At 58.5% G+C, this 20,243-nt stretch carries 16 protein-coding genes; 8 read left to right on the top strand and 8 right to left on the bottom strand.

The genetic code is table 11. The features are described 5' to 3' along the window. Window positions 1-5: 5 nt before the first annotated feature. From ilvC to QP915_RS00400, 7 genes are all read left to right on the top strand, one after another. Window positions 6-1,019, top strand: coding sequence for a ketol-acid reductoisomerase (ilvC, locus tag QP915_RS00430; protein WP_284767417.1), 1,014 nt, complete (start codon window positions 6-8; stop codon window positions 1,017-1,019). Window positions 1,020-1,131: 112 nt separating this feature from the next. After that, window positions 1,132-2,922, top strand: a complete 1,791-nt coding sequence (locus QP915_RS00425) for a GmrSD restriction endonuclease domain-containing protein (protein WP_284767416.1) — start codon at window positions 1,132-1,134, stop codon at window positions 2,920-2,922. Between the two features lie 4 nt (window positions 2,923-2,926). Beyond that, the gene (locus QP915_RS00420; RefSeq protein WP_284767750.1) at window positions 2,927-3,817 is read left to right on the top strand and encodes a hypothetical protein; all 891 of its coding nucleotides are present in this window, start codon (window positions 2,927-2,929) and stop codon (window positions 3,815-3,817) included. A 63-nt stretch (window positions 3,818-3,880) separates the two neighbouring features. Next, window positions 3,881-5,467 carry a phosphoglycerate dehydrogenase gene (gene serA, locus QP915_RS00415; protein ID WP_284767415.1) on the top strand — a complete coding sequence of 529 codons (1,587 nt, stop codon included), beginning with the start codon at window positions 3,881-3,883 and terminating at the stop codon, window positions 5,465-5,467. Between the two features lie 117 nt (window positions 5,468-5,584). Beyond that, window positions 5,585-6,604: a 3-isopropylmalate dehydrogenase gene (locus QP915_RS00410; RefSeq protein ID WP_284766232.1), complete on the top strand. Its 1,020-nt coding sequence runs from the start codon at window positions 5,585-5,587 to the stop codon at window positions 6,602-6,604. A 175-nt stretch (window positions 6,605-6,779) separates the two neighbouring features. After that, window positions 6,780-7,589 (top strand): fumarylacetoacetate hydrolase family protein, encoded by an 810-nt coding sequence (locus tag QP915_RS00405; RefSeq protein WP_284767414.1) that lies wholly within the window; start codon window positions 6,780-6,782, stop codon window positions 7,587-7,589. A gap of 46 nt (window positions 7,590-7,635) precedes the next feature. After that, a complete protein-coding gene (locus QP915_RS00400; RefSeq protein WP_284767749.1) occupies window positions 7,636-8,157 on the top strand; it encodes a class I SAM-dependent methyltransferase in 522 nt (173 codons plus the stop codon). Here the strand turns inward: QP915_RS00400 and QP915_RS00395 are convergent. After that, window positions 8,154-9,257, bottom strand: a complete 1,104-nt coding sequence (locus tag QP915_RS00395; protein WP_284767413.1) for an isochorismate synthase — start codon at window positions 9,255-9,257, stop codon at window positions 8,154-8,156. The two genes, QP915_RS00400 and QP915_RS00395, sit on opposite strands and share 4 nt — an antisense overlap. A 100-nt stretch (window positions 9,258-9,357) precedes the next feature. Between QP915_RS00395 and QP915_RS00390 the strand changes: the two genes are divergently transcribed. After that, on the top strand, window positions 9,358-10,473 hold the full coding sequence (locus QP915_RS00390; protein ID WP_284767411.1) for a CE1 family esterase: 1,116 nt from the start codon (window positions 9,358-9,360) through the stop codon (window positions 10,471-10,473). Between the two features lie 78 nt (window positions 10,474-10,551). Here QP915_RS00390 and QP915_RS00385 read toward each other — a convergent pair whose 3' ends face one another. The 7 genes from QP915_RS00385 to QP915_RS00355 all read right to left on the bottom strand — a co-directional run bounded on the left by QP915_RS00385 (window position 10,552) and on the right by QP915_RS00355 (window position 20,024). Continuing rightward, entirely contained in the window at window positions 10,552-12,000 is a 1,449-nt protein-coding gene (locus tag QP915_RS00385) for a choice-of-anchor M domain-containing protein (RefSeq protein WP_284767410.1), read from the bottom strand. Beyond that, complete coding sequence (locus QP915_RS00380) at window positions 11,997-12,908, bottom strand: anchored repeat-type ABC transporter permease subunit (RefSeq protein WP_284767409.1); 912 nt, start codon at window positions 12,906-12,908, stop codon at window positions 11,997-11,999. The genes QP915_RS00385 and QP915_RS00380 overlap by 4 nt, the downstream gene beginning before the upstream one ends. Next, complete coding sequence (locus tag QP915_RS00375) at window positions 12,905-13,639, bottom strand: anchored repeat-type ABC transporter ATP-binding subunit (RefSeq protein WP_502869305.1); 735 nt, start codon at window positions 13,637-13,639, stop codon at window positions 12,905-12,907. Before QP915_RS00375 ends, QP915_RS00380 begins: the two co-directional genes overlap by 4 nt. Further along, window positions 13,626-14,504: a choice-of-anchor M domain-containing protein gene (locus QP915_RS00370; protein WP_284767407.1), complete on the bottom strand. Its 879-nt coding sequence runs from the start codon at window positions 14,502-14,504 to the stop codon at window positions 13,626-13,628. Before QP915_RS00370 ends, QP915_RS00375 begins: the two co-directional genes overlap by 14 nt. Next, on the bottom strand, window positions 14,497-16,008 hold the full coding sequence (locus QP915_RS00365; RefSeq protein WP_284767405.1) for an anchored repeat ABC transporter, substrate-binding protein: 1,512 nt from the start codon (window positions 16,006-16,008) through the stop codon (window positions 14,497-14,499). Before QP915_RS00365 ends, QP915_RS00370 begins: the two co-directional genes overlap by 8 nt. After that, window positions 16,008-17,555 (bottom strand): choice-of-anchor M domain-containing protein, encoded by a 1,548-nt coding sequence (locus QP915_RS00360; RefSeq protein WP_284767404.1) that lies wholly within the window; start codon window positions 17,553-17,555, stop codon window positions 16,008-16,010. Before QP915_RS00360 ends, QP915_RS00365 begins: the two co-directional genes overlap by 1 nt. Window positions 17,556-17,645: 90 nt before the next feature. Then, the gene (locus QP915_RS00355) at window positions 17,646-20,024 is read right to left on the bottom strand and encodes a choice-of-anchor M domain-containing protein (protein ID WP_284767403.1); all 2,379 of its coding nucleotides are present in this window, start codon (window positions 20,022-20,024) and stop codon (window positions 17,646-17,648) included. Window positions 20,025-20,243: the final 219 nt, after the last annotated feature.

Genomic DNA, 20,243 nt, shown 5'->3' with positions numbered 1-20,243 from the left:
ACAACATGGCTATTGAAACCTTTTACGACGATGATGCGGATCTGTCTATCATTCAGGGTCGTAAGGTAGCCGTTATCGGATACGGCTCCCAGGGGCACGCGCACTCGCAGAACCTGCGCGATTCCGGCGTGGAGGTTGTTATTGGTCTGCGTGAAGGCTCCAAGTCGGCCGAAAAGGCTGAGGAGGCAGGCTTTGCGGTCAAGACCGTTGCAGAGGCTGCCAAGTGGGCGGATGTAATCATGCTGTTGGCACCAGATACCTCTCAGAAGCAGATCTTTGAAGATGAAATTGCCCCCAACTTGGAAGACGGCAATGCGCTGCTGTTTGGGCACGGCTTGAATATTCACTTTAAGCTGATTGAACCGCAAGCCAATGTCACCGTTGGCATGGTTGCACCAAAGGGGCCTGGCCATCTGGTTCGCCGTCAGTTCGTTGATGGCAAGGGTGTTCCGTGTCTGATTGCGACCGAACAGGATCCTAAGGGCGAAGGCCACGATCTGACTCTGTCTTATGCCGCAGCCATCGGTGGTGCGCGTGCCGGCGTTATCCCGACGACCTTCGAAGCAGAGACGGTTACTGACCTCTTTGGTGAGCAGGCTGTCCTGTGTGGTGGCGTAGAGTTCCTGATTCGCACCGGCTTCGAGGTCCTGACTGAGGCTGGCTACGAGCCAGAAATGGCCTACTTTGAGGTGCTGCACGAGATGAAGCTCATCGTGGACCTGATGTTTGAGGGCGGCATCGCCAACATGAACTACTCGGTATCTGATACCGCCGAGTTTGGCGGCTACATTTCTGGCCCTCGCGTAATCGATGCCGATGCAAAGCAGCGCATGAAGGATATCTTGTCCGATATCCAGGATGGCACCTTCACCAAGCGCCTGCTTGCCAATATTGAAGGCGGCAACAAGGAGCTGGAGAATCTGCGTGAGGAATTTGCGCAGCACGAAATTGAAAAGACCGGCACCAAGCTGCGCGATTTGATGAGCTGGGTCAAGAACCCGCTGGATGCTACTGCCTAGGAATAAAAGGCGGCGTCTGTAGCGCACACCCACGGTGAACAGGCATGTTTACCGTGGGTTTTGCCTTATTTGTGTCAGGTAAAACTCCAGTGCGGGGAGTAGGATGAGGGCCATGGGTTTTACGACGCCAAGCTATGATCTCAAAGACCTTTTTGCACGAATTGATCGCGGGGATATCCAATTACCTGACTTCCAGCGCAGTTATGCCTGGGATGAAGATCGTATTCGTTCCCTCATTGTTTCCGTGTTGCGCGGCTATCCCATCGGCGCGCTCATGGCTCTCGATACTCGAAACGAAAAGATGCGCTTCCGTCCCCGTGCCCTTGCCGGCGCACCCGACACTGGCGTCGACCCCGGCTTGCTCCTGTTGGACGGGCAACAACGCCTGACCACCCTGTATCACTGCTTCAACGGCGAAGGCTTCGTAGACACCACTGACTTCCGCAAGAAGAAGATTCACCGCCGCTTTTTTATCGATATTCGTGCGGCCGTGCGCGGTGATCTCATGCCGGATGACGCCATCTTCGCGGTCAATCAAGACGGTAAGATTCGTTCGCACTTCGCACCGGCAATTGAGGGCGACATCCTATCGCGCGAAGATGCACTAGAGAATATGTGCATTCCCGTGGCTTCTTTGTTGAGCGAAGATGGCGTAAGCAGGCTATTTGAACTTGCAGCAACCAAGCAGGAATACAGCGCAGAACTGGCGGCTTTTAATAATCGCATCATTCGACCTTTGTCTGGCTATGACCTGCCAATGATTCGACTTTCCCGCGAGACGGAGCGAGCCGGCATCGGCTCGATTTTTGCCCAAGCGAACTCGGCCGGCCTGCAGATGGATGTATTCGATCTTCTTACTGCCGTTTTCGCCTCTGAGGACCCCAGCTTCCACTTGGCCACTGATTGGCAAGAAGTGGAAAGGGACCTGCGTAAGTCCCCAGCCTTGGACGGAATTGGGCGCACCGAGTTTCTTTCCGCAGTATCGCTTCTGGTCTCCGGCGAAAAGGGCTGTGCCGGTGGCCAGCGCGAGGATATTTTGAAGTTGTCTTTGGCGGAGTACAAGTCGGCGGCCAACGATCTGCGCATTACTTTCCGCGAAGTCTCCGAGTTCCTCGCGCAGCGTTGCATCCTTAGCTTGGACCAAGTTCCGTTTAATGAGCAGATCGTTCCCCTGGCAGTCATCATCGCCCGGTTGGCTAAGCGCGGGGGAGCGCTGTCTACCCAGCAGTCGTGGGACCGCATCAACCAGTGGTTCTGGTGTGGTGTCTTTGGCGAGCTCTACGGTTCTTCTGCGGTGCAGCTGCGCGCTGCTCGCGACGTCGATGAGGTCACCGAATGGGTAGCCGGTGCTACGGATGAGGCTCCGAAAACTGTCACCGATGCCACCTTCCGTGAATCTCGTCTGCTTTCCGTAGATGACAAAGACGGTGTCTGGCATGGCCTTTACGCCCTTCTCATGGCGCGCGGCGCGAAGGACTGGCGCACCGGAAAGGCCTTCAATCGCCATACGTTTGAAGAGCTGAAGCCAGGATTCTTCCCCGTGTTTCCTCTGAACTGGTGCAAGCGCCACGGAGTTGATCCCGTTTTGGCAGAGTCAGTCATGAACTACACCCCGATGGGCAAGCGTACCGAGGTGGTGCTCGACGGTTTCGCTCCTAACCGCTACCTACCCCGCGTTCAGTCCAAGTCCATCATGGAAGATGCGCAATTTGATGAGGTGCTAGCATCTCACGAAATGAATCTGGATTATCTGCGCGCATCACAGCCGCGTGAATTCCTTGCGGATCGCCGCCATAGGTTCTTGGGCATCGTGGAATATGCTTTAGGTAAACCCGTTATTCGTGATGTGGATGAAACAAACCTTTGTGGTGGAGAGGAAGGTCCGCAAGCTTTTGATCGCTAAATTTGTGCGCTTGGCAGCCACAGTGCTGGTTGCTGCACTAGCGCTATCAGCCTGTGGCACTCCGGTCACAGAATCCAAGCTGGTCAAACGTGGTTTGTCCGATTTGGACGAGTCTGAAATTGACCTCAACAAGGCCAAGGCGGAAAACCAAAATCGGCTCATTGATCCGAAATTTGATCAAAGGTTTGTCATTGTCAATGACACCATTGGGATTGAAGCCAGCCGCCTATTTTTTGAAGACTCGGATTCCCTGGTCCTTTTCGCAGGGGATGATAAATCAACCCTTCGAGCAGCGACCTTGGCGGTAAACCAGCATTTGCCGGCGGTGCAGTATGACGATGATAGGCGTTTGGAAATCCATAAGCTGCTCACGGACCTAGGGGTAAGTCGCTTGGTGGTAATTGGAGACGTGCCGTGGACGGAAACATCTGGGGACTTCAACGTGATCAAGGATCCGGGAACGCATAAAGCATTGGGGGAGTTCACGGCATTCCAGTACGGCTCCAAGGTGGTTGCTTCCCCAGAACAGATGGTGAAGGATATCGCGCGTTTGGATAAGACTCCCCAAGTGGAGCTGCGCCCTGCGTGGGTGCCGTATGAAGGCGAGGCGCGCACTGATGAGAAAAAGAAGAACCCCATACCAGCGCAGTCCCGCAGGGACGGCCAAATGGCGCCGAATATCGTTGCAACTAAAGATAGCCCCATCGCAAACGTCATTACGGCGGCGGCCTACGGTGGAAGGGTTTTGGTGATGCCGACTGCCGATCCGCTGCAGGATAAACACAGTATGGCCGCTGTTGCCGGCCTAGAGGATGGCGCCTTAGTGGCCCTGGGGCCGGAATTCGGTCGAGTGAAAGAATTTAAGGCAAAAATCAAGCAGGGCAACCCCGACTGAACTACACTTCCTTGACACGCGGACATCCCGCGTGCACCGCATTTCACTTAAGCGAAGGAAGATATGTCGAAGCCGGTAGTTCTCATTGCCGATAAATTAGCTCAATCTACAGTTGCGGCCTTGGGGGATTCCGTTGAGGTTCGTTGGGTAGATGGACCGAACCGTGCGGAGCTCCTCGCCGCGGTCCCGGAAGCAGAGGCTTTGCTGGTGCGCTCTGCCACAACCGTTGATGCAGAGGTATTGGAAGCGGCCACAAAGCTCAAGATTGTGGGCCGTGCCGGGGTGGGACTGGACAATGTCGATATTCCGACGGCCACAGACAAGGGCGTCATGGTGGTCAATGCGCCAACATCGAATATTCACTCTGCGTGTGAACAGGCAATTGCCCTGCTCTTAGCGACGGCGCGCCAGATACCAGCGGCCGACCAGTCCCTGCGCGAAGGGGAGTGGAAGCGCTCTTCTTTCAAGGGCGTAGAGGTCTACGGAAAGACCATCGGCATTGTCGGCTTCGGACACATTGGCCAGCTCTTTGCCCAGCGTCTGAAGTCCTTTGAGACGACCATTGTCGCGCACGATCCCTATGCCAACCCGGCTCGCGCGGCGGCGCTGGGCGTGGAATTGGTTGAGCTGGAAGAACTGATGTCGCGTTCCGATTTCGTGACCATTCACCTGCCAAAGACTCCCGAGACTGCAGGAATGTTTGATAGAGAACTTTTGGCCAAGGCGAAGCGAGGACAGATTCTCATTAACGCAGCGCGAGGCGGTTTGGTAGACGAGGCGGCCCTGGCTGAGTCTATCGAGTCGGGACATCATCGAGGTGCGGGCTTTGACGTTTATTCCACGGAACCGTGCACTGATTCTCCGCTCTTTAAGCTGCCGCAAGTCACCGTGTCCCCGCACCTAGGCGCATCCACTGTAGAGGCCCAGGACCGTGCGGGAACAGATGTAGCGGAGTCGGTCTTGAAGGCTCTCGAAGGAGAGTTTGTGCCGGATGCTGTCAACGTCTCTGGCGGGACAGTGGGAGAAGAGGTTGCTGGTTGGTTGGACCTCGCCCGCAAGCTAGGACTTACTGCTGGCCGCCTTTTGGGTCAGGCCCCCGTTGCCGTTGAAGTGGAGGCCTGTGGCGAGTTGTCTACCGAAGACGTAGAAGTGCTAGGACTTTCTGCTGTCCGAGGCCTGTTTAGCGGCGTTACTTCGGAGCCGGTGACCTTTGTCAATGCAATGCAGATTGCAAATAGTCGCGGGGTAGAGGTGGAAGTAACTACTAATACGGAGTCCAAGGGGCACCGCTCCTCCCTGCAGGTAAAGGTTATCGGTGCCGATGGCGAGAGCTCCTCGCTCACCGGCGCACTTATCGGCATCGATGGAACCGAAAAGTTTATTCGCATCAACGGCCGCGGCGTAGATATGCGTGCTACCGGCCGCAACCTTTTCTTCCGCTACGCGGACGCCCCAGGTGCATTGGGGACGGTAGGAACCAAGTTGGGTGCTGCGGGAATCAACATCGTGGCAGCCGCTCTTACGCACGGTAAACAGGAATCTGATGCTGTGCTGATTCTGCGCGTGGAGGCCGAGGTGACAGAGCATCTCATCGCCGACATTAATGCGGCCTTGGGAGCTGAATGCGAACAGCTGGACATGGAAGCATAAGGCTGCGGACTGCAACAGAGTCTCAACCCGCGTGGTGTTAGGTAATTTCCTGCGCCGCGCGGGTTTCTTTTGGTAGGGTAAGTCCATATCCACTCTGTGAGAAAGGAATCCTACATAATGAAACTTGCGGTGATTGGCGGCGACGGAATTGGGCCAGAAGTGACGGCCGAGGCGCTCAAGGTGCTGCGAGCCGTTCGCTCCGATATCGAGACCACTGATTATGATCTCGGCGCGCGCCGTTATCTGCGCAATGGGGAGCTTCTCACGGACGCTGACTTGAAGAGTCTGCGCGAACACGATGCGATCCTGTTGGGGGCGATCGGCGCCCCAGGTGAGGTGCCACCAGGCGTGCTGGAGCGAGGGCTGTTGCTTAAGATGCGGTTTGCGCTGGATCATCACGTGAACCTGCGCCCGTCCAAGCTCTATCCCACCGCTTCCTCGCCGCTCGCTGAACCGGGTGATATCGATTTCGTTGTGGTGCGCGAAGGTACCGAGGGGCTGTACTGCGGAAACGGCGGTACCTTGCGAGAGGGAACTGAGCACGAGGTGGCCAGCGAGGTATCGCAAAATACTCGTTTCGGTGTGGAGCGTGTGGTGCGCGATGCGTTTGCGCGGGCAGCGCAGCGCAGTAAGCATCTGACCTTGGTGCATAAGACAAATGTCTTGGTCAATGCTGGTGGGTTGTGGCAGCGCACCGTTGATGAAGTCGCCGCCGAGTTTCCAGAGGTTCGGGTGGATTACCAGCATATTGATGCTGCAACCATTTATATGGTGACCGATCCGGCGCGCTATGACGTCATTGTCACCGATAACCTTTTTGGAGACATTCTCACCGATTTGGCGGGCGCGGTAACTGGCGGTATTGGCCTTGCTGCATCCGGAAACATCGATGCCTCAGGCGCGAATCCTTCCATGTTCGAGCCGGTGCATGGTTCTGCGCCAGATATTGCAGGTAAGGGGATAGCAGACCCAACGGCGGCAATCTTGTCCGCCGCCATGCTTCTTCGTCACCTGGGCGATGAGTCCAATGCGCGGCGTATTGAGGATGCGGTGGCACAGGATGTGGCGGACCGCGGTGCCGAACCAATAAACACCGTCGAAGTCGGTGACCGAATCGCCAAGCTGCTCGTCGAATAGAAGCGGGCTTTTTGCGCTGGGCGCTTGCCGACGTCCCCAACCCCCGCGTCCTGGCGTAGTCCGCACTGGGGTTAGCAACGGTGATTAAAGGACAATGGGAATTTACTCAAATTAACTAATTAACACCGTATCCTTTGCACACATGTGAAGGTGGCTATTGAGTAGGATTACCGCTATGCGTTTAGGACGAATTGCACACCCAGAAGGAATCTGTTTCGCCATTATCGATGGGCCAAAAGATGCCCCAATGGAAGAGCTAGTAGCAAAGGAAATTGCCGGCACGCCCTTTACTCCACCGGAGCCGACCGGCCGCGAGTGGAAACTTAACGAGGTTCGCCTCTTGGCACCGACCCTTCCCACCAAGGTGGTAGCGCTTGGACGCAACTATGCGGACCACGTTGCCGAGGTTTTCAAAAAGTCTGCAGATAGCCTTCCTCCCACCATCTTCATCAAGCCATCTACCGCGGTGATTGGCCCGGACGCCGCGATCAAGATCCCGGACTACGCCACCAATGTCGAATTTGAGGGCGAGCTCGCCGTGGTCATTTCCAAGCCGTCGAAGAATATCAAGGCCGAGAACTGGAAAGATCACGTGTTGGGATACACCATCTGTAACGACGTTTCCTCCCGCGACCTGCAGTTCAAAGACGGTCAATGGGCTCGGGCCAAGGGTATTGACACCTTCTGCCCGCTCGGCCCGTGGATCGAAACCGATCTGGACAGCTTGAATCTAGACGATCAGAAGATTAATGCCTATCTGACGCACGAGGGTTCTCGTGAGCAAAAGCAGGATTCCAATACGGACCAGATGATTGTGAAGATGGGCGGCATTTTGGAGGAGATCTCCGCTGCCTACACCTTGCTGCCTGGCGATGTCATCACCACAGGCTCCCCGGCTGGCACCGCTCCTATGGTCCCAGGTGACACCATCGAAATCGAGATCCCAGGCCTCGGTAACCTGCGCAATACCATCCACCGTGCATAACCCGAGCGACCAAAAACACCGCGCCTGCGTACCCACCTCCGAGGAAATGGAGGAACGCTATCAGGGGTCTGAGCAGGTGTGGTCGGGCAATCCCAACGAGACCCTTGTCGATTATGCTGCGAAGCTGACCCCTGGCACTGCCCTTGATATCGGGTGTGGAGAAGGCGCGGATGCGCTCTGGCTAAAGAACCACGGCTGGGATGTGTTGGGAATTGATTTCGCCCCGACTGCCGTCGCACGCACTAAAGTCCACGGCGTCGCGGCGCAGGTCGCCACGTTTAGTGACTTTAGCCATGAGCCCTTTGACTTGGTCAGCGTCCACTATGGCGGGGTACGCGCAACGCAAGAAGACGTAGAAAAGCTAGAGCGTTTGGTAGCTCCTGGTGGAACTCTGCTCTTTGTCCATCACGACATGGAATCGGCTGAGATAGCGATGCCGGAATGGCTAGCGGAAAACCTGCGCGAGCTAGAGACCGTCGAGCTGACACGCCGCGAGCGTCACCTGACGGAAGGCGCCGGTGCGCATCACCGCAGCGACGTCGTGCTCGTCGCCAAGCGTGCAGCCTAGAGGCTGAGCGCCTTCAAAATGGTGCGCAGCTTGGCCGTGGTTTCTTCCAGTTCGGCCTGGGCGTCGGAATCGCCCACAATGCCACCGCCGGCCCACGCGCGCGCCGATAGCCCATCGCCGGCCACTTCTGCGCAGCGAATGGCTACCATGTACTCGCCGTCGCCGGAGCTATCGCACCAGCCGACCGCTCCGGCGTAGAATCCACGGTCCGTTTCTGCCGTCTCAATGAGGGCTTGGGCGGCCTCTGCAGGCGTGCCACAGATGGCCGGGGTGGGGTGTGCCGCCAGGGCAAGCTCAAGAGCGGTCAAGCCTTTATCCTTGAGTGTTCCGGAAATTGGCGTGCCAAGGTGCCACATCTCATTGGTGCTAATGAGATGCGGGGCGTCCGGAATGTCTAGCTGCTCGCATAGCGGGCTAAGCACTCGGCGCAGGTGTTCCACTACGAAGGAATGCTCGTGGAGATCCTTGGCGGAATGCAAGAGATCTTGACCTGCGATGTGGTCCTCAGCCGCTGCGGTGCGGCGCGGTGACGATCCGGCCAAGGGGAAAGCAGAAACGGTCGAGCCCTGACGCTTGACCAAAACTTCTGGAGAAGAACCAACCAGCATCGCGCCCGGCCGCCCGGCGGGGGAGAGATCGGCAATGAAGCCATCGCGGTTGGCGGAAAGGTCGATAAGGCGAGCCGCCACGAGGCGCGGATCAATAGCCCCAGGGAATTCGATATCTACGGCGCGTGCCAAAACCACCTTTTCCAGTTTGGAGGTCTCGATCGTGCCGATGGCCGCTTCAACTCGGCGCAGGTGCTCCTCGGGCTCTGGATCGAAGCCAACCACGCGGGAGCTCAAACTCTTATTGCGGTAGTAGGCGTGCGGTTCCAGCGGACCCTCTTCGCGGATGATGGCCTCCGGTACCGTTAGCGCGGCGGGCGTGTCAGAGTCGAACGGGATCGCACCGACGACCATGTCAACATCTTTGCTGCGCAGGGCGGAAATCGCCGCGTCGGTGTCATTAAAAGTGTGGCGCGCACCTTGGGTACGGACAGACCCCGTTGCTCGCGAAAGCAAAAAATCGGGGGCGGTGCTTGGTCTGTCTTCGTGCATGGGGATCTAGCTTAGTGCCTTGGGCTTTTCTTACAGAATTGAGTGTGCACTGGGCGTGTAAACAGTGAATCAAGTGAATGATGTGGTTAATTTTAACCTTGTGGCTAATGTTACTAAGTTTCTTTATCGTTCCCTTTACCTAATCCTCGCTGCTGCGCTGGCTAGCGCTGCGCTAGTGTGTGCTGCGCCTGCCCATGCACAAGAAGGGCCAACCCCCGCTCCTGCACCGGCCCCGGCTCCAGTACCTGCTCCCGAAAACGCAAAGCCGGTTACCCCGCAGCCCGATGGGTCCCACCTAGTTCCAGAAGGTGTTAAGGAATCCACCCCGGCACCAGCAGAAAACGGCAGCAGCGATGACAATGCAGCCCCTGTTCCGGAGGGATCATCCCTTCCCGAGCCAGCGCCGCGGCCGGCAATGGTTGATACCAGCATCAATCCGAACCCGCCGTTTGCGCCGGGTTCCATGCAGTCCCTAGAGATGGAACACGAGGGTAAGACCCGCAGGTATTTGGTGCGCATTCCTAACCACTATTCGCCCGAAAAGGCGGCCCCAGTTCTCTTCGGCTTTGGTGGGTGGGGAGATTCCCCGGAGAACTATTCCAGCTATGCACGCATGCAGACCACTGAGGCCAATAACGAGGCCATCATCGTCTATCCAGAGGGATTTGAGCGAGCTTGGGAGGCGGCGCCTTATGCTAAGACGCGCGATGGGGAGGATATCCGCTTTATCAAGCGTATTCTTGATTCGGTAGACAAGGACTACCATGTTGATCGAAACCGCGTATACGCCATGGGTATGTCTAATGGTGGCGGCTTTACCTCGGTGCTTGGTTGCCACGCACAGGACACCTTTGCTGCTGTAGCTATGGTTTCGGGTGCCTTCTACAATCCAGTTGAGGTCAACTGTGCCGATGCGCCGATGAATACCCTCATCATGCACGGCGTTAACGACAAGATGATGACCTATGAGGGCGGTGACCGGCACGAGGCTGGATACCTTCCCGTGCGCACGGTCCTCGGCGGCTACCTGAAGCGCAATCGCTGCGATATGACCTTCCAATCCACTCCAGAGGCCGGCGGTTCAGAACGCTTGAGCTTTAACGGCTGCCACAAGGATGTGCAACTGGTAAAGGTTCCGCAAGACCACACCTGGTTCTGGCAGCCAGATACGCCGAACGTGGTCTGGGACTTCCTATCGTCCAAGACCCGGGTATAAAAGCAGTAGCTCTTAGCCACCGCTAAAGCCCAGAGGAGAGATCCTCTGGGCTTTGTGCTTTCTTAAGCCGGACCTGCGCTAATCGACGCGCGTTATGTTCGCCGTGGCATCACTGGCCTGGTGCTGGTGTGGTGTCTTCTTTTTGCGGAAGAACTGGACATAGACCAACAACCCGATGCCGAGTACTAAGGCGAATGCGCCCAGTCCGGCCAGGATCCCCGCCCAAAAGCTGCTTTTTGCGAGGGTAGAGGTATAGGCAGCGGCATCGGTCAGCACATTTTTGCTGTCCTTATTCTCTGTGTCGGTTGCATCTGGAACATGCTGTGCACTGCGGGCGTCGGCGGACTTTGCTTTCGTACGGGAGGAGGATTTTGTGTCCTTCCTACTGGCGGACTTCTTGGCAGTCGAGCGGGAAGAACCGCTGGTGGAAGCCGAGGAGTGCGAGCCAGATGACGTGCTCTTGCCTGATTTTGCGGTGGAGGCAGAGTCGTTGACATGGCTAGCCGAGTGGTGGGTCGTAGTTCGTGAACCAGAACTGGACTTTTGCGCAGGGGCAGTGGATCGGGTTGATGTCGGAGCGTGGGACTTTTGTGGCGCTCCAGACTTTTCAGTATTCGCCGGCTTCTTGGGTGTTGAGTGCTTGCCCTTTTCTGCATCGTCAGGTGCGCCGCCGTCAAGGAATTTTTGGCCTTCCTGCAGGGTCTTCTCCAGTTCCTTGTCCAACCCGGCAATGGATTTGTCTACATCTTTGATGTCCTTTTCCAGTTGCTTGGGGCGACTATCCGCGCCGTTGCCAGAACCAGTGGCCGCATCCGCTTCGGAATAGTCCACGCCGCATAGGTCCTTGGCCTCAGCCTGCTTTCCTACGAGGAAGCCGGCATGGAGGTGGTGGCGGGAGCCATCGGGAAGCTCAAAGGTAAAGCTCACCGCGTAGGTTCCGGGCTTGGTAAACGCAAATGCCGGGTGGGAATGCGAATTGCCTGGGTAATCCCAGGCGGATCCATCTTCAGTGTCCATGAGCACCGTGGGTTCGCCTAGCTCCGCCTGGTAGGCCACAATGCGCCCATCTTCCGGGCCCTGTGCGATCGCCATGCTCAAGGTTGCGGTGTCATCAGCGGCGAGTAGGTCTTGGGATAGCTCCTGGGTGTTAAAGCCCAGCCAGGGAGCGGTGGGGTCTTGGGTTTGAGGCAGCACCCAGCCTTCTTCAGGAAGGGAACTATCGCCGAGCCCAGATAGTGGCTGTTTCAAGCCATCGGACACCTCAATAGCAAAGGTCCCAGAGTCATGCTTGATGCCTTTGTCATCGTCTTTGACCGTGAAGCTGAGGTCGCCGGAATCGCCGCTAAGCGCCATGTCTTGGTGGCCCTTGGTAATCAGATCGAAGTCGCTGGCAGAGCAGGCCGCGGCGGACTCTTCTGCGTGGGCGGAGGTGGGGGCTATGCCGGCTACGCCCGTCCCTGAAAGTGAGCCGAGGCCGATGAGACTGGCAGCGCCTAGGGCCACCGTGGTGCGGCAGACTGGTTTCATGAGGTAACGGATTCCTTTCGTGGGGTGTCGGGACGTGGGGCGTCGGAAAGCGAGGCACCGGCGTGCTTGCGGGCGCCGAGGAGTGGATGGATGGCCCAAACGCTTAAGAAAATAACGGTGAGCGTGAGCACGATGGTGGCGCCGGCCGGAAGATCAATGGCCCATGCCAGGTAGATGCCGAGGAAGCTGGACAGCGCGCCGATGAGGGCGGAAAGCCACATCATGGTCGCAAGATGCGTGGTAAGCAGGCGTGCCGTCGCGGCCGGGGTGATGAGAAGCGCGAGGACCAAGATATTGCCAATGGTGCTCACAGAAATGACCACGGCAGCGGTGACACACAGGTACAACATGATGTCGAGCACAACAACGGGAAGCCCCATGGCGCGTGCGGTTTCCCGGTCCAGGCAGGTGGCGTTGAGCTGGGGGCCAAAAGCTACGACGACGGCAATAACCAAAGCGCACACACTGGCCGCGACGATGATATCGCTGCGGGATACGCCGGTGAGCGAGCCGAAGAGAAAGCTGGTCAGCGAAGCACTATAGCCATCGGTGCGCGAGATGATCACCATGCCTAAGGCAAAGGCAGCGGCGAAGAAGATGCCGATGATGGAATCTGCCCGCACGTGGCGGCGCTGTGAAAAGGCGGCGATGAGCAACGCCACAACCGCACCGGCCACCGCGCCACCGACGAGCACGGAGGCTTGTAAAGCGAAGGCTATGGCCAAGCCGGGAAAGACCGCGTGGGAGACGGCGTCGCCGATAAAGGCCATGCCGCGCAGCACCACGTAGCAGCCGACGACGCCGCAGACGATGGCCGCAAGCACAGAAATACCTACCGCGCGGGCGAGAAAGTCGAGGTGGGGGTTGGCGAGGTCACGCAGGAAATCGAGGAAGGAAATTTCTATCATGCGGAGACTCCAATGGCAGAAAGCAGGGGAGAGCCGGCGCGTACGCCAAAGGTTTGCGTCCACGGAGCGCTCTGGTGAAGAAGGCGCGGAGCGGAGTCATCGGCCACTACGGTGCCGTTAAAGAGGACCAAGCGGTGGCAGGAGTGCGCTGCTTCAGACAAGTTGTGGGTGGACATGAGGATGGCCTTGCCGCGCTGGGAAAGCTCTTCAAATAGTTCGAGTAGTGATTCGGTATTGGGGGCGTCTAGGCCGGTGAAGGGCTCGTCGAGCAGCAGCACGTCTGGTTGCGTGGCGAGCGCTCGGGCGATGAGGACGCGTTGGCGCTGACCGCCGGAGAGCTCTTCGATGGGGCGGGTGGAAAAATCTTCCATGTTTACCAAGCGAAGAGCTTCTGCCGCCGCGGCGTGGTCCGCGGCGCGTGGCCGTTTGAGCCAGCCAATGATGCCGGTGCGCCCGCTGAGTACGGTGCGGTACACATTAATGGGAAAGCCCCATTCCACCTCGTGCCGCTGGGGCACGTAGCCTACGATTCCCCCGATCTCTCGGGTACCGGAGGAGGGGATGAGCCCTAAAATGGCGCGCATGAGCGTGGTCTTGCCCGCGCCATTGGGTCCGAGAAGCCCAATGAATTCGCCCGGGTGGACCTCTAGACTCGCACCGGTGATTACGCGCCGGTGGGATAGCGATACTTCCAAGTCGGCAACGGAAATGAGCGGTTTAGCCACGGCTATCGCCTCGCTTGGAAGAGCGCAGCACTAGGCCAAGGGCCACCACGAGTACGACGGCACCCACGCCGGCGAGGATAAAGACCCAAGTGGGGATGGAAGAGCCTGCGGTCTGGGCATCGTCTGGATTCCAAGTAGTATCTTGGGCCGCTTGGACGTCAGCATCATCGCCCACAGCAAAGGTGAGCACGCCATCGGTGCTGAAATCGGCGCCATCCTTGGTCTTACCTTTGACCCTGATGCCTACCTGATGGGTGCCTGGCTCTGTAAACGTCCAATTGGCATGGGTGTGGGTATTGAGGTCCACCCAGAAGTCTTCGTCGCTCTTTTGCGCGGTAGACCACAGCAGCTGTGGTGCTTCAAAGCCGCCGTTTTGTAAGAAAAGGGAGAAATCGCCAGGACCGGAGTGGCCGAGAAATTCCATGGTGACTCCGCGATCGGCGGCATCGACAAGCGAGGGCGCCTGGGTATTCCAACCCAGCCAGGGAACCCCGACCTGTTCGGTTTGGGGAACTACCCAGACCTTTTCGCCGGAATCGGCGCCAACGAAGCCAAAGTCATCGGTCTCCGGTAGGGTTTGCTGCGCCTTATCGCCCACGGCAAAGACAAGATCATCTAGGTGGCGCCAGACGGGCTTGTCGCCGGCGTCATCGCGGGCCATGAGCTCGGAATCGGTGCCGTCGAGCAAAGCGCCAACGTCAACGTGGCCGGTGTCGATGACCTTGTCCTCGCCTTGTGGGGCGACCTGTTCTTCGGCGCCGACCACTTGTGCGAGGTCGCCGGCCCAAGCAGGGCTCGTAGAAAAAGCAAGGCCGGCAGTAAGGGCGCAGGCGGCGGTGCGGATAGCGGTACGGGTAGCGAATTTATGCATTGTTTTCTCCATCAGTGGAATTGGGGTTCAGGCAACGCTGGAGGGAATCAGCGTTGAACTTCATGAGGTCGATATAGGAGCCGACGGTGCCGTCCAGCGTGTCGCCATAAATGGGGCACAGCGCCACGCCTTGTTCCGCGGCGGCCTGGGTAAGGGTCTCGGTGCTGGCCTGTTGCACGGGCTCGACAAAAACGGCCGGCAGGTGCAGGTTCTCCAGCGTGCGGCGCAAGGCTATAACCTCCCGCGGGGAAGGTTCGATGGCCGGGTTAGGTGTGACGAATCCTGCCACCGAAATGTCATAGCCCTGCTCGAGGTAGGCGTAGCCATGGTGGGTGGTCACTAGGTGCCGGTTTTCAGCAGGGATAGAGGCAATGGCGCGGTCCACATAGGAATCCGTGTCCCGCAGGCGCTTGGTATAGGCCGCTGCCCGCTGCCGGTAGGCGGCACCGTGGGAGGGATCGGCTTGCGCCATCTCCTCCGCAATGACATCCACGTAGGCGATAGCGTTGTCCACGTTGTGCCACAAGTGCGGATCCACCTCGCCATGGATGTGCTTGCCCAGCACGGCCTGCGGCAGGAGATAGGTATCCGAGCCCGGCGCGCCGAGGAAGCGGTAGGCCGGATCCGGCGGGATGGGCTGCAGCACTGACGAGGGGATAGATACCGCGGTGGTGGCGGGGTCAAAGCGCTTGTCTTGGTCGCGCAGGTCAATGCGGTGCTGGGCCAGGTTGGCCTCAATATCCAGGTGCCCGGAATCTATTGCCTGCATTCCTTTAGGTGGGTTGACGCCCACGGCCACGGTGAGGTGCTGGACTTCGGTCCCGTCGGCCTGAAACCCAAGGCGGTAGATCCCCGGTTGGGAAAACCCCCAAGAGACGTGGGTGTGGGCGTTGGCAGGAAGGGTTACTGCATCTTCCTTGCCATCGACGCCATCAGCTGAGTTAAAGAGGATCTCCGGGGTACCGAAGGCGGAGACCACATAGGCCGCCACGTCGCCCGGTCCGTCGGCTGAAACCATGCGAAAGTCCACTCCGGAGGAGTGTTGCGCGGCGCCGCTGATGCGCAGGCCCAGCCAAATGGCATCCAAGGAGACATCTTCGACCAGTGGCACCAGGGTGGCACCGCGGGTGGAGGCAGCGTCGGCGACCTCCACCACGGGGGCGTCGGTGGATTCGTGCAGCGTATCGATAAGAGCTTGCGGCTCTAGCAGGTAGCCATTGCTTAGCGCCAGGTTGGCATTGGCAATATCGCGCACCGTGCGCAGCGTTGGCTCGAAGGTATGCGGATCCTTGCCGCTGGGGATGAGGCTTTTGACCTGGGCATCTTCTCCTGCCACGTTGCGCGCTAGGTCTGCCAGGATTGGGGTGGTAGCCACCACGCTGACTCCTTCCCCGTCTCCAGCATCACCAGCGGCCGAGGACGCACAACCAGCGGTGAGCAGGCAACAGCCCAGAATCGCCCCTACGGTAAGGCACCGGCGATTGTGGGAAGATGAACGCTCCATTAGTCCGCTGCCTTAGCTACGGCCAGCCGCGCAATGCCCAGGCCGAGGAAGAGCATTCCCAGGCCCAATACCCCGATGCCGAGGGGCACGATGGGGGTCCCAGTATTGGCTAAAGAACCGCCCGTGCCTTGTGCCTGCGCCGACTGCCCGTTGCCCGATCCGGTGGGTGCGGCAGAGCTGCTTGCGCTTGCCGACGCCCCACCTACAGCCGCGCCATTCCCACAGTCGCCGCCGTCTGGATTCACGGCAGCTCCCAGGTCGAAGTGCCCGTTATCAAACGCCTTGGCCGGTGCATCGCCGCCGACGACGAAATGGAGCGTTGCCTCACCGGCAACCTGCTTTCCCTCACCGGTTTGAGCCACTTGGCGGATGGTGACGTCATAGGTTCCCTGGGCGCCAAAGACCCAATTGGGGTGCACGTGGGTATTCGGGGCGATGGAATGGGTGCCTTCTGCTGCATCTGCGTTGCCACGGAACCATTCCTCGCCGACGACCTTGCCTAGCCCGCCTTGGGAGTAGACCATCATCGGGCCGGGGCCCTTGAAACCCACCAGCTCCCAGGTGACATCGCCGGGGATATTCTCGCGCATCGACGGGCTTTGGGTATTCGCACCTAACCACGGAACACCCTCGACCTGGGTAGAACCAATCATCCAGGCCTTTCCTGCTGGCACTGGTCCTACTTCTTGGGGGAGATCCACGCTGGATTTATCGGAGAGGTAGAAGGTGGCACCATCGGCATCGCGCCACTCGGAGGGCGAGACCGTATCGTCCTTGATTTGCGGGGTCATGCCCGGGGTGCACTCTTCGCCTGTTGCTGCGCCGGAGGTCTCCGAGCCTGTCGCGTCGCTCTTGCCTGCAGGTCGCTTTGTGCTTGCAGCTTCCTGGTCAGTGGTGGCGTCGCCGGAATCAGCCGCGCGATCCGCGGTGGAGGCATCGCCGCCGTCGCCCACCTCCCAGGTGTAGGTCACCGCATTGCTGGATTCACCATTGGAATGGGCGCGCACCGTCATGGTGTAGGTGCCGGCCTCACTAAAAGCCCAATTGACGTGCCGGTGGGCAGGATTGGGCTGGTTGATGACCTCACCGCTGGTGAGCTCCATGGAACCAGAATCGGTCACAGCCTTGACGTCGCCAAAGCCGCTGGTTTCAAAGACATACACAGAACCGGGGCCGGAGACCTCAGCAAACTCCAAATCAACGCTTTCGAAACCGCCATCGCGGGCGGGTTGAGTATCCCAGCCCGGCCAGATGATGCGCTGGTCTTGGGTCTGTGGCAGGAAATAGGTGGGTTGGCCGATTTCTGGCACGCCCTCGGTGGCATCGGACCAGGCATCCTCGACGACTTTCAGCACTACGTCATCGCCAGAGCGCGGAACGGCAGACCCCGTGATGTCTTCCTTCATGGAAAGGTGCAGCGTGCCATCAGGGGCCGTGACATAGAAGGCGTCGACGTGTCCGGAATCAAAGACCTCATCGAAGGCCAAGGCTGCGCCGGGAGAGAAGAAGGCTAAAGCTGCGGCAAAGACAGCAGCAAGTACCGACATGAACCGGCGCCTCTGTGGGGCGCGCCGGGTGGCAGGAGAGTGGGTTTGGTGCATTGTGGTGTCCCGTCTAGTCAGTTGGGTTGGTGTGGGTTAGAAATTGAGGCCGAAGCGCCGGCGGATGAGGTCTTCGTTATCGCGGAAGAAGTTATAGAAGGCCTTGAAGACCACCACGAGGACCGCTGGGAGGACTAAGCTCCACGGGCTAAACGAGGAGCCCGTTGGCTCTTCTGGCCTAGGGGCATCGTCCGGCTTCTCGGTCGGCTTTTCGCTGGGTGTCTCGCCCTCGGAGTCGCTCGGCTTGCGGGAGGAACAAGAATCTAGGGTTTTATCGCCCACGGCAAAGGTCAGAGTTTGCGGCTCGGACTTAAGTTCCTTGCCGTCCTTCCCCGTGGCCGTATAGGTGGCCTCGAAGGTATAGAGGCCAGGCTTGGAAAAGGCCCAGTGCGTGTGGGTGTGGGCCGGAAAGTTGGTCTCGATGGTGTAGTCCTTGGCCGCGGAGTTCGCCAAGACCGAAAAGCCCTTGCCATGGGAGGCGTCGATAAAGGCGCCCCACTCGGCCCCGTCTGGGGTGGAGGTGGGCTTCAGGTTGAGGTTGACGGCATTGTCTTTGGTCGCGGAATAATCCAAGTCCTGAGTGTTATAACCGGGCCAGATAATGTGTTGATTCTGTGTCTGCGGTAGGTGATAGAAGCGCTCACCGGGTTTTCCGAGGAAGTCGAACTCCTTGCCCGCAAGCTTGTCGTTGCGTCGGGTGAGCGCATTATCGTGTACGCCGAGCACCACGTCATCGAGTTTGCGGTCGACGGACTTCTTATCCACCTGTGCCGTGTCATCGCGCAGAACGGTAGTAAAGCCGCCTTCGGCAGGCTGAGCCTTGATGTCCACGTGCCCACGGTCCAGTAGGTATTTCTCGCTGCACTGGTGAGTGTCGGCTTCCGCTTCATTTGCGCCAGGCTGCGGCGCTTGCGATGGCGAGTCTTCCTTGCCAGGAGTGGTGTCCGGTTCCTCATTGGAAGTGGAGAACCGCCCCGTGGTTTCGTAGTTTTCGCCGAAGGCAAAGGACTCGGTAATTACGCTGCTTGCGTGCCCAGCTTTCACGGTGGAATGAGGAAAGAGATTGACCTTTGCATAAGAGCCCGTGAAGTATTCGCCCTCGTCAAAGGAAACCTCGCCGTGCCCGTTGGTAATAGGGGTTTCCAGATCCACGGTGGGGTATTTGGAATCCTTGGCATCATAAAGACCGCCGGTGAGAAGGCCGTTGAAGTTTTTATCCTCGGTATCGACCACGATCTTGGTGCCACCCTTGCCCTGCTTGCGCATCCGGATGGTATAGCCCAGTTCCTGCAGCTCGGTTTCCTGGGTGGGGGCAAGCTGGCGCGGGTGGGAGGCTTCCTGCCACGTCTCGGCGGCAGAAGAAGAATCTGTCTGAACGGACGCGCCGGGCTGGACATCAAGGGGATTAGAAATCCAGCGCGGGGCATCACCCTCTGGGGTAAACACAGCCTGTACCTGGGAAGGCTCTGGCCCCATGTACTCGTCCCACTGCGCGCGGCCGTTCTTAACGGGGAGGTCGGTGAGGAAGTAGCCGTCGATAAGCAGCGTCAGGGTACCCTGCGCCTTATTTTTAGCGTCGAAGGAAATAGTGGTGAGCTTGTCATCGCCGTCTTTTTCGGGATTGCGCTTAGGGGCCATGCGTAGGCTGTAGCCGGCAGCGGCGGCGTCGCCAGTCGCGGACTGGGCAAAGCGTTCCTTGAGGCTTGGAGTCTGCTCATCCTTGGGCTTCTGGCCGCCTACTTGAATCGTTGTGGTCTGCGGTTCATTGGCGATGAGCTGGCCGTCCTTGCCGCGCGCACTGGTGCGGTAGGTCAGGCGGTAACGGCCAGGCTTGGTAAACAGCGTGGAGTTGTGGGTGTGCGTGCCGGCAACGAGATAGGCCGAATGCGGTGAATCAGGGAAGGAGCCGAGCATACGGTGCAGCTGGGTGCCGTCCTCATCATCTTTATTGGTGAAAAGCTCGACCTCGCCGGGGCCATCGACGCTGAGCAAGTCAAGGAAGGCTATGCCATCCCGGAATTTGTCAGTGGGCAGGGAGGTATCGGCGCCAAAGCCTAACCAGATGGGTGAAGTATTGCCGGACACTTGGTGCGGCGCGGTGTAGTACGTGGTTCCGGGCGCCCCAATATAGTCCTGAGTGCCGTTTTCCGGCAGCGTATAGAGGAACTGGTTGTGGCCGTCCATAGCGCTGTAGCCCCTGCCCACCCAGGCGACGGTGTCTGCGATCGGCGGTTCCTGGCCGCCAAATTCAGACTTCAGCACGAAGTCGTTGTTTTCCCAGAAAGACTTAGGGGAGTCAACATGGGTATCGGTGGCAATGTGCTTGCCATCATCGGGGCCGGCGACGGCCGTGGCGGGCGTGATAAGCGCTAGAGTGCTGAGCGCGGCAAGGAAGCGGATGCGTGGGGAAGCCACTGTTGGGGAGGCCTTTCTACAGTTCTCATAATTCCATCAGAAACTATAGAAAATGAATTTCATAAACCGTTAGTGGTAATGGAAGCCGTTTTCGATGACCTGTGCATTTTTACTGAAATCTATTTCCGCTTACCCCTATTTGTGTGTAGGTGCACACGGAAAGTAGCCCCGCGCGCCGGGGTGGTGTGGGCCCGCTTTGGGCTGGTGCGGACTGGGATT

Origin of the sequence: Corynebacterium sp. MSK158, assembly GCF_030229085.1 — a bacterium.
Classification (GTDB): domain Bacteria; phylum Actinomycetota; class Actinomycetes; order Mycobacteriales; family Mycobacteriaceae; genus Corynebacterium.
This window is presented reverse-complemented; position numbering and strand designations above follow the sequence as displayed.

Bases quoted from the DNA above. Each gene is read 5' to 3' on its own strand.
- QP915_RS00395 (WP_284767413.1), bottom strand. From the start codon at position 9,257: ATGCACGAAGACAGACCAAGCACCGCCCCCGATTTTTTGCTTTCGCGA.
- QP915_RS00410 (WP_284766232.1), top strand. From the start codon at position 5,585: ATGAAACTTGCGGTGATTGGCGGCGACGGAATTGGGCCAGAAGTGACG.
- QP915_RS00405 (WP_284767414.1), top strand. From the start codon at position 6,780: ATGCGTTTAGGACGAATTGCACACCCAGAAGGAATCTGTTTCGCCATT.
- QP915_RS00360 (WP_284767404.1), bottom strand. From the start codon at position 17,555: ATGTCGGTACTTGCTGCTGTCTTTGCCGCAGCTTTAGCCTTCTTCTCT.
- QP915_RS00365 (WP_284767405.1), bottom strand. From the start codon at position 16,008: ATGGAGCGTTCATCTTCCCACAATCGCCGGTGCCTTACCGTAGGGGCG.
- QP915_RS00400 (WP_284767749.1), top strand. From the start codon at position 7,636: ATGGAGGAACGCTATCAGGGGTCTGAGCAGGTGTGGTCGGGCAATCCC.
- serA (WP_284767415.1), top strand. From the start codon at position 3,881: ATGTCGAAGCCGGTAGTTCTCATTGCCGATAAATTAGCTCAATCTACA.
- QP915_RS00380 (WP_284767409.1), bottom strand. From the start codon at position 12,908: ATGATAGAAATTTCCTTCCTCGATTTCCTGCGTGACCTCGCCAACCCC.
- ilvC (WP_284767417.1), top strand. From the start codon at position 6: ATGGCTATTGAAACCTTTTACGACGATGATGCGGATCTGTCTATCATT.
- QP915_RS00425 (WP_284767416.1), top strand. From the start codon at position 1,132: ATGGGTTTTACGACGCCAAGCTATGATCTCAAAGACCTTTTTGCACGA.
- QP915_RS00385 (WP_284767410.1), bottom strand. From the start codon at position 12,000: ATGAAACCAGTCTGCCGCACCACGGTGGCCCTAGGCGCTGCCAGTCTC.
- QP915_RS00370 (WP_284767407.1), bottom strand. From the start codon at position 14,504: ATGCATAAATTCGCTACCCGTACCGCTATCCGCACCGCCGCCTGCGCC.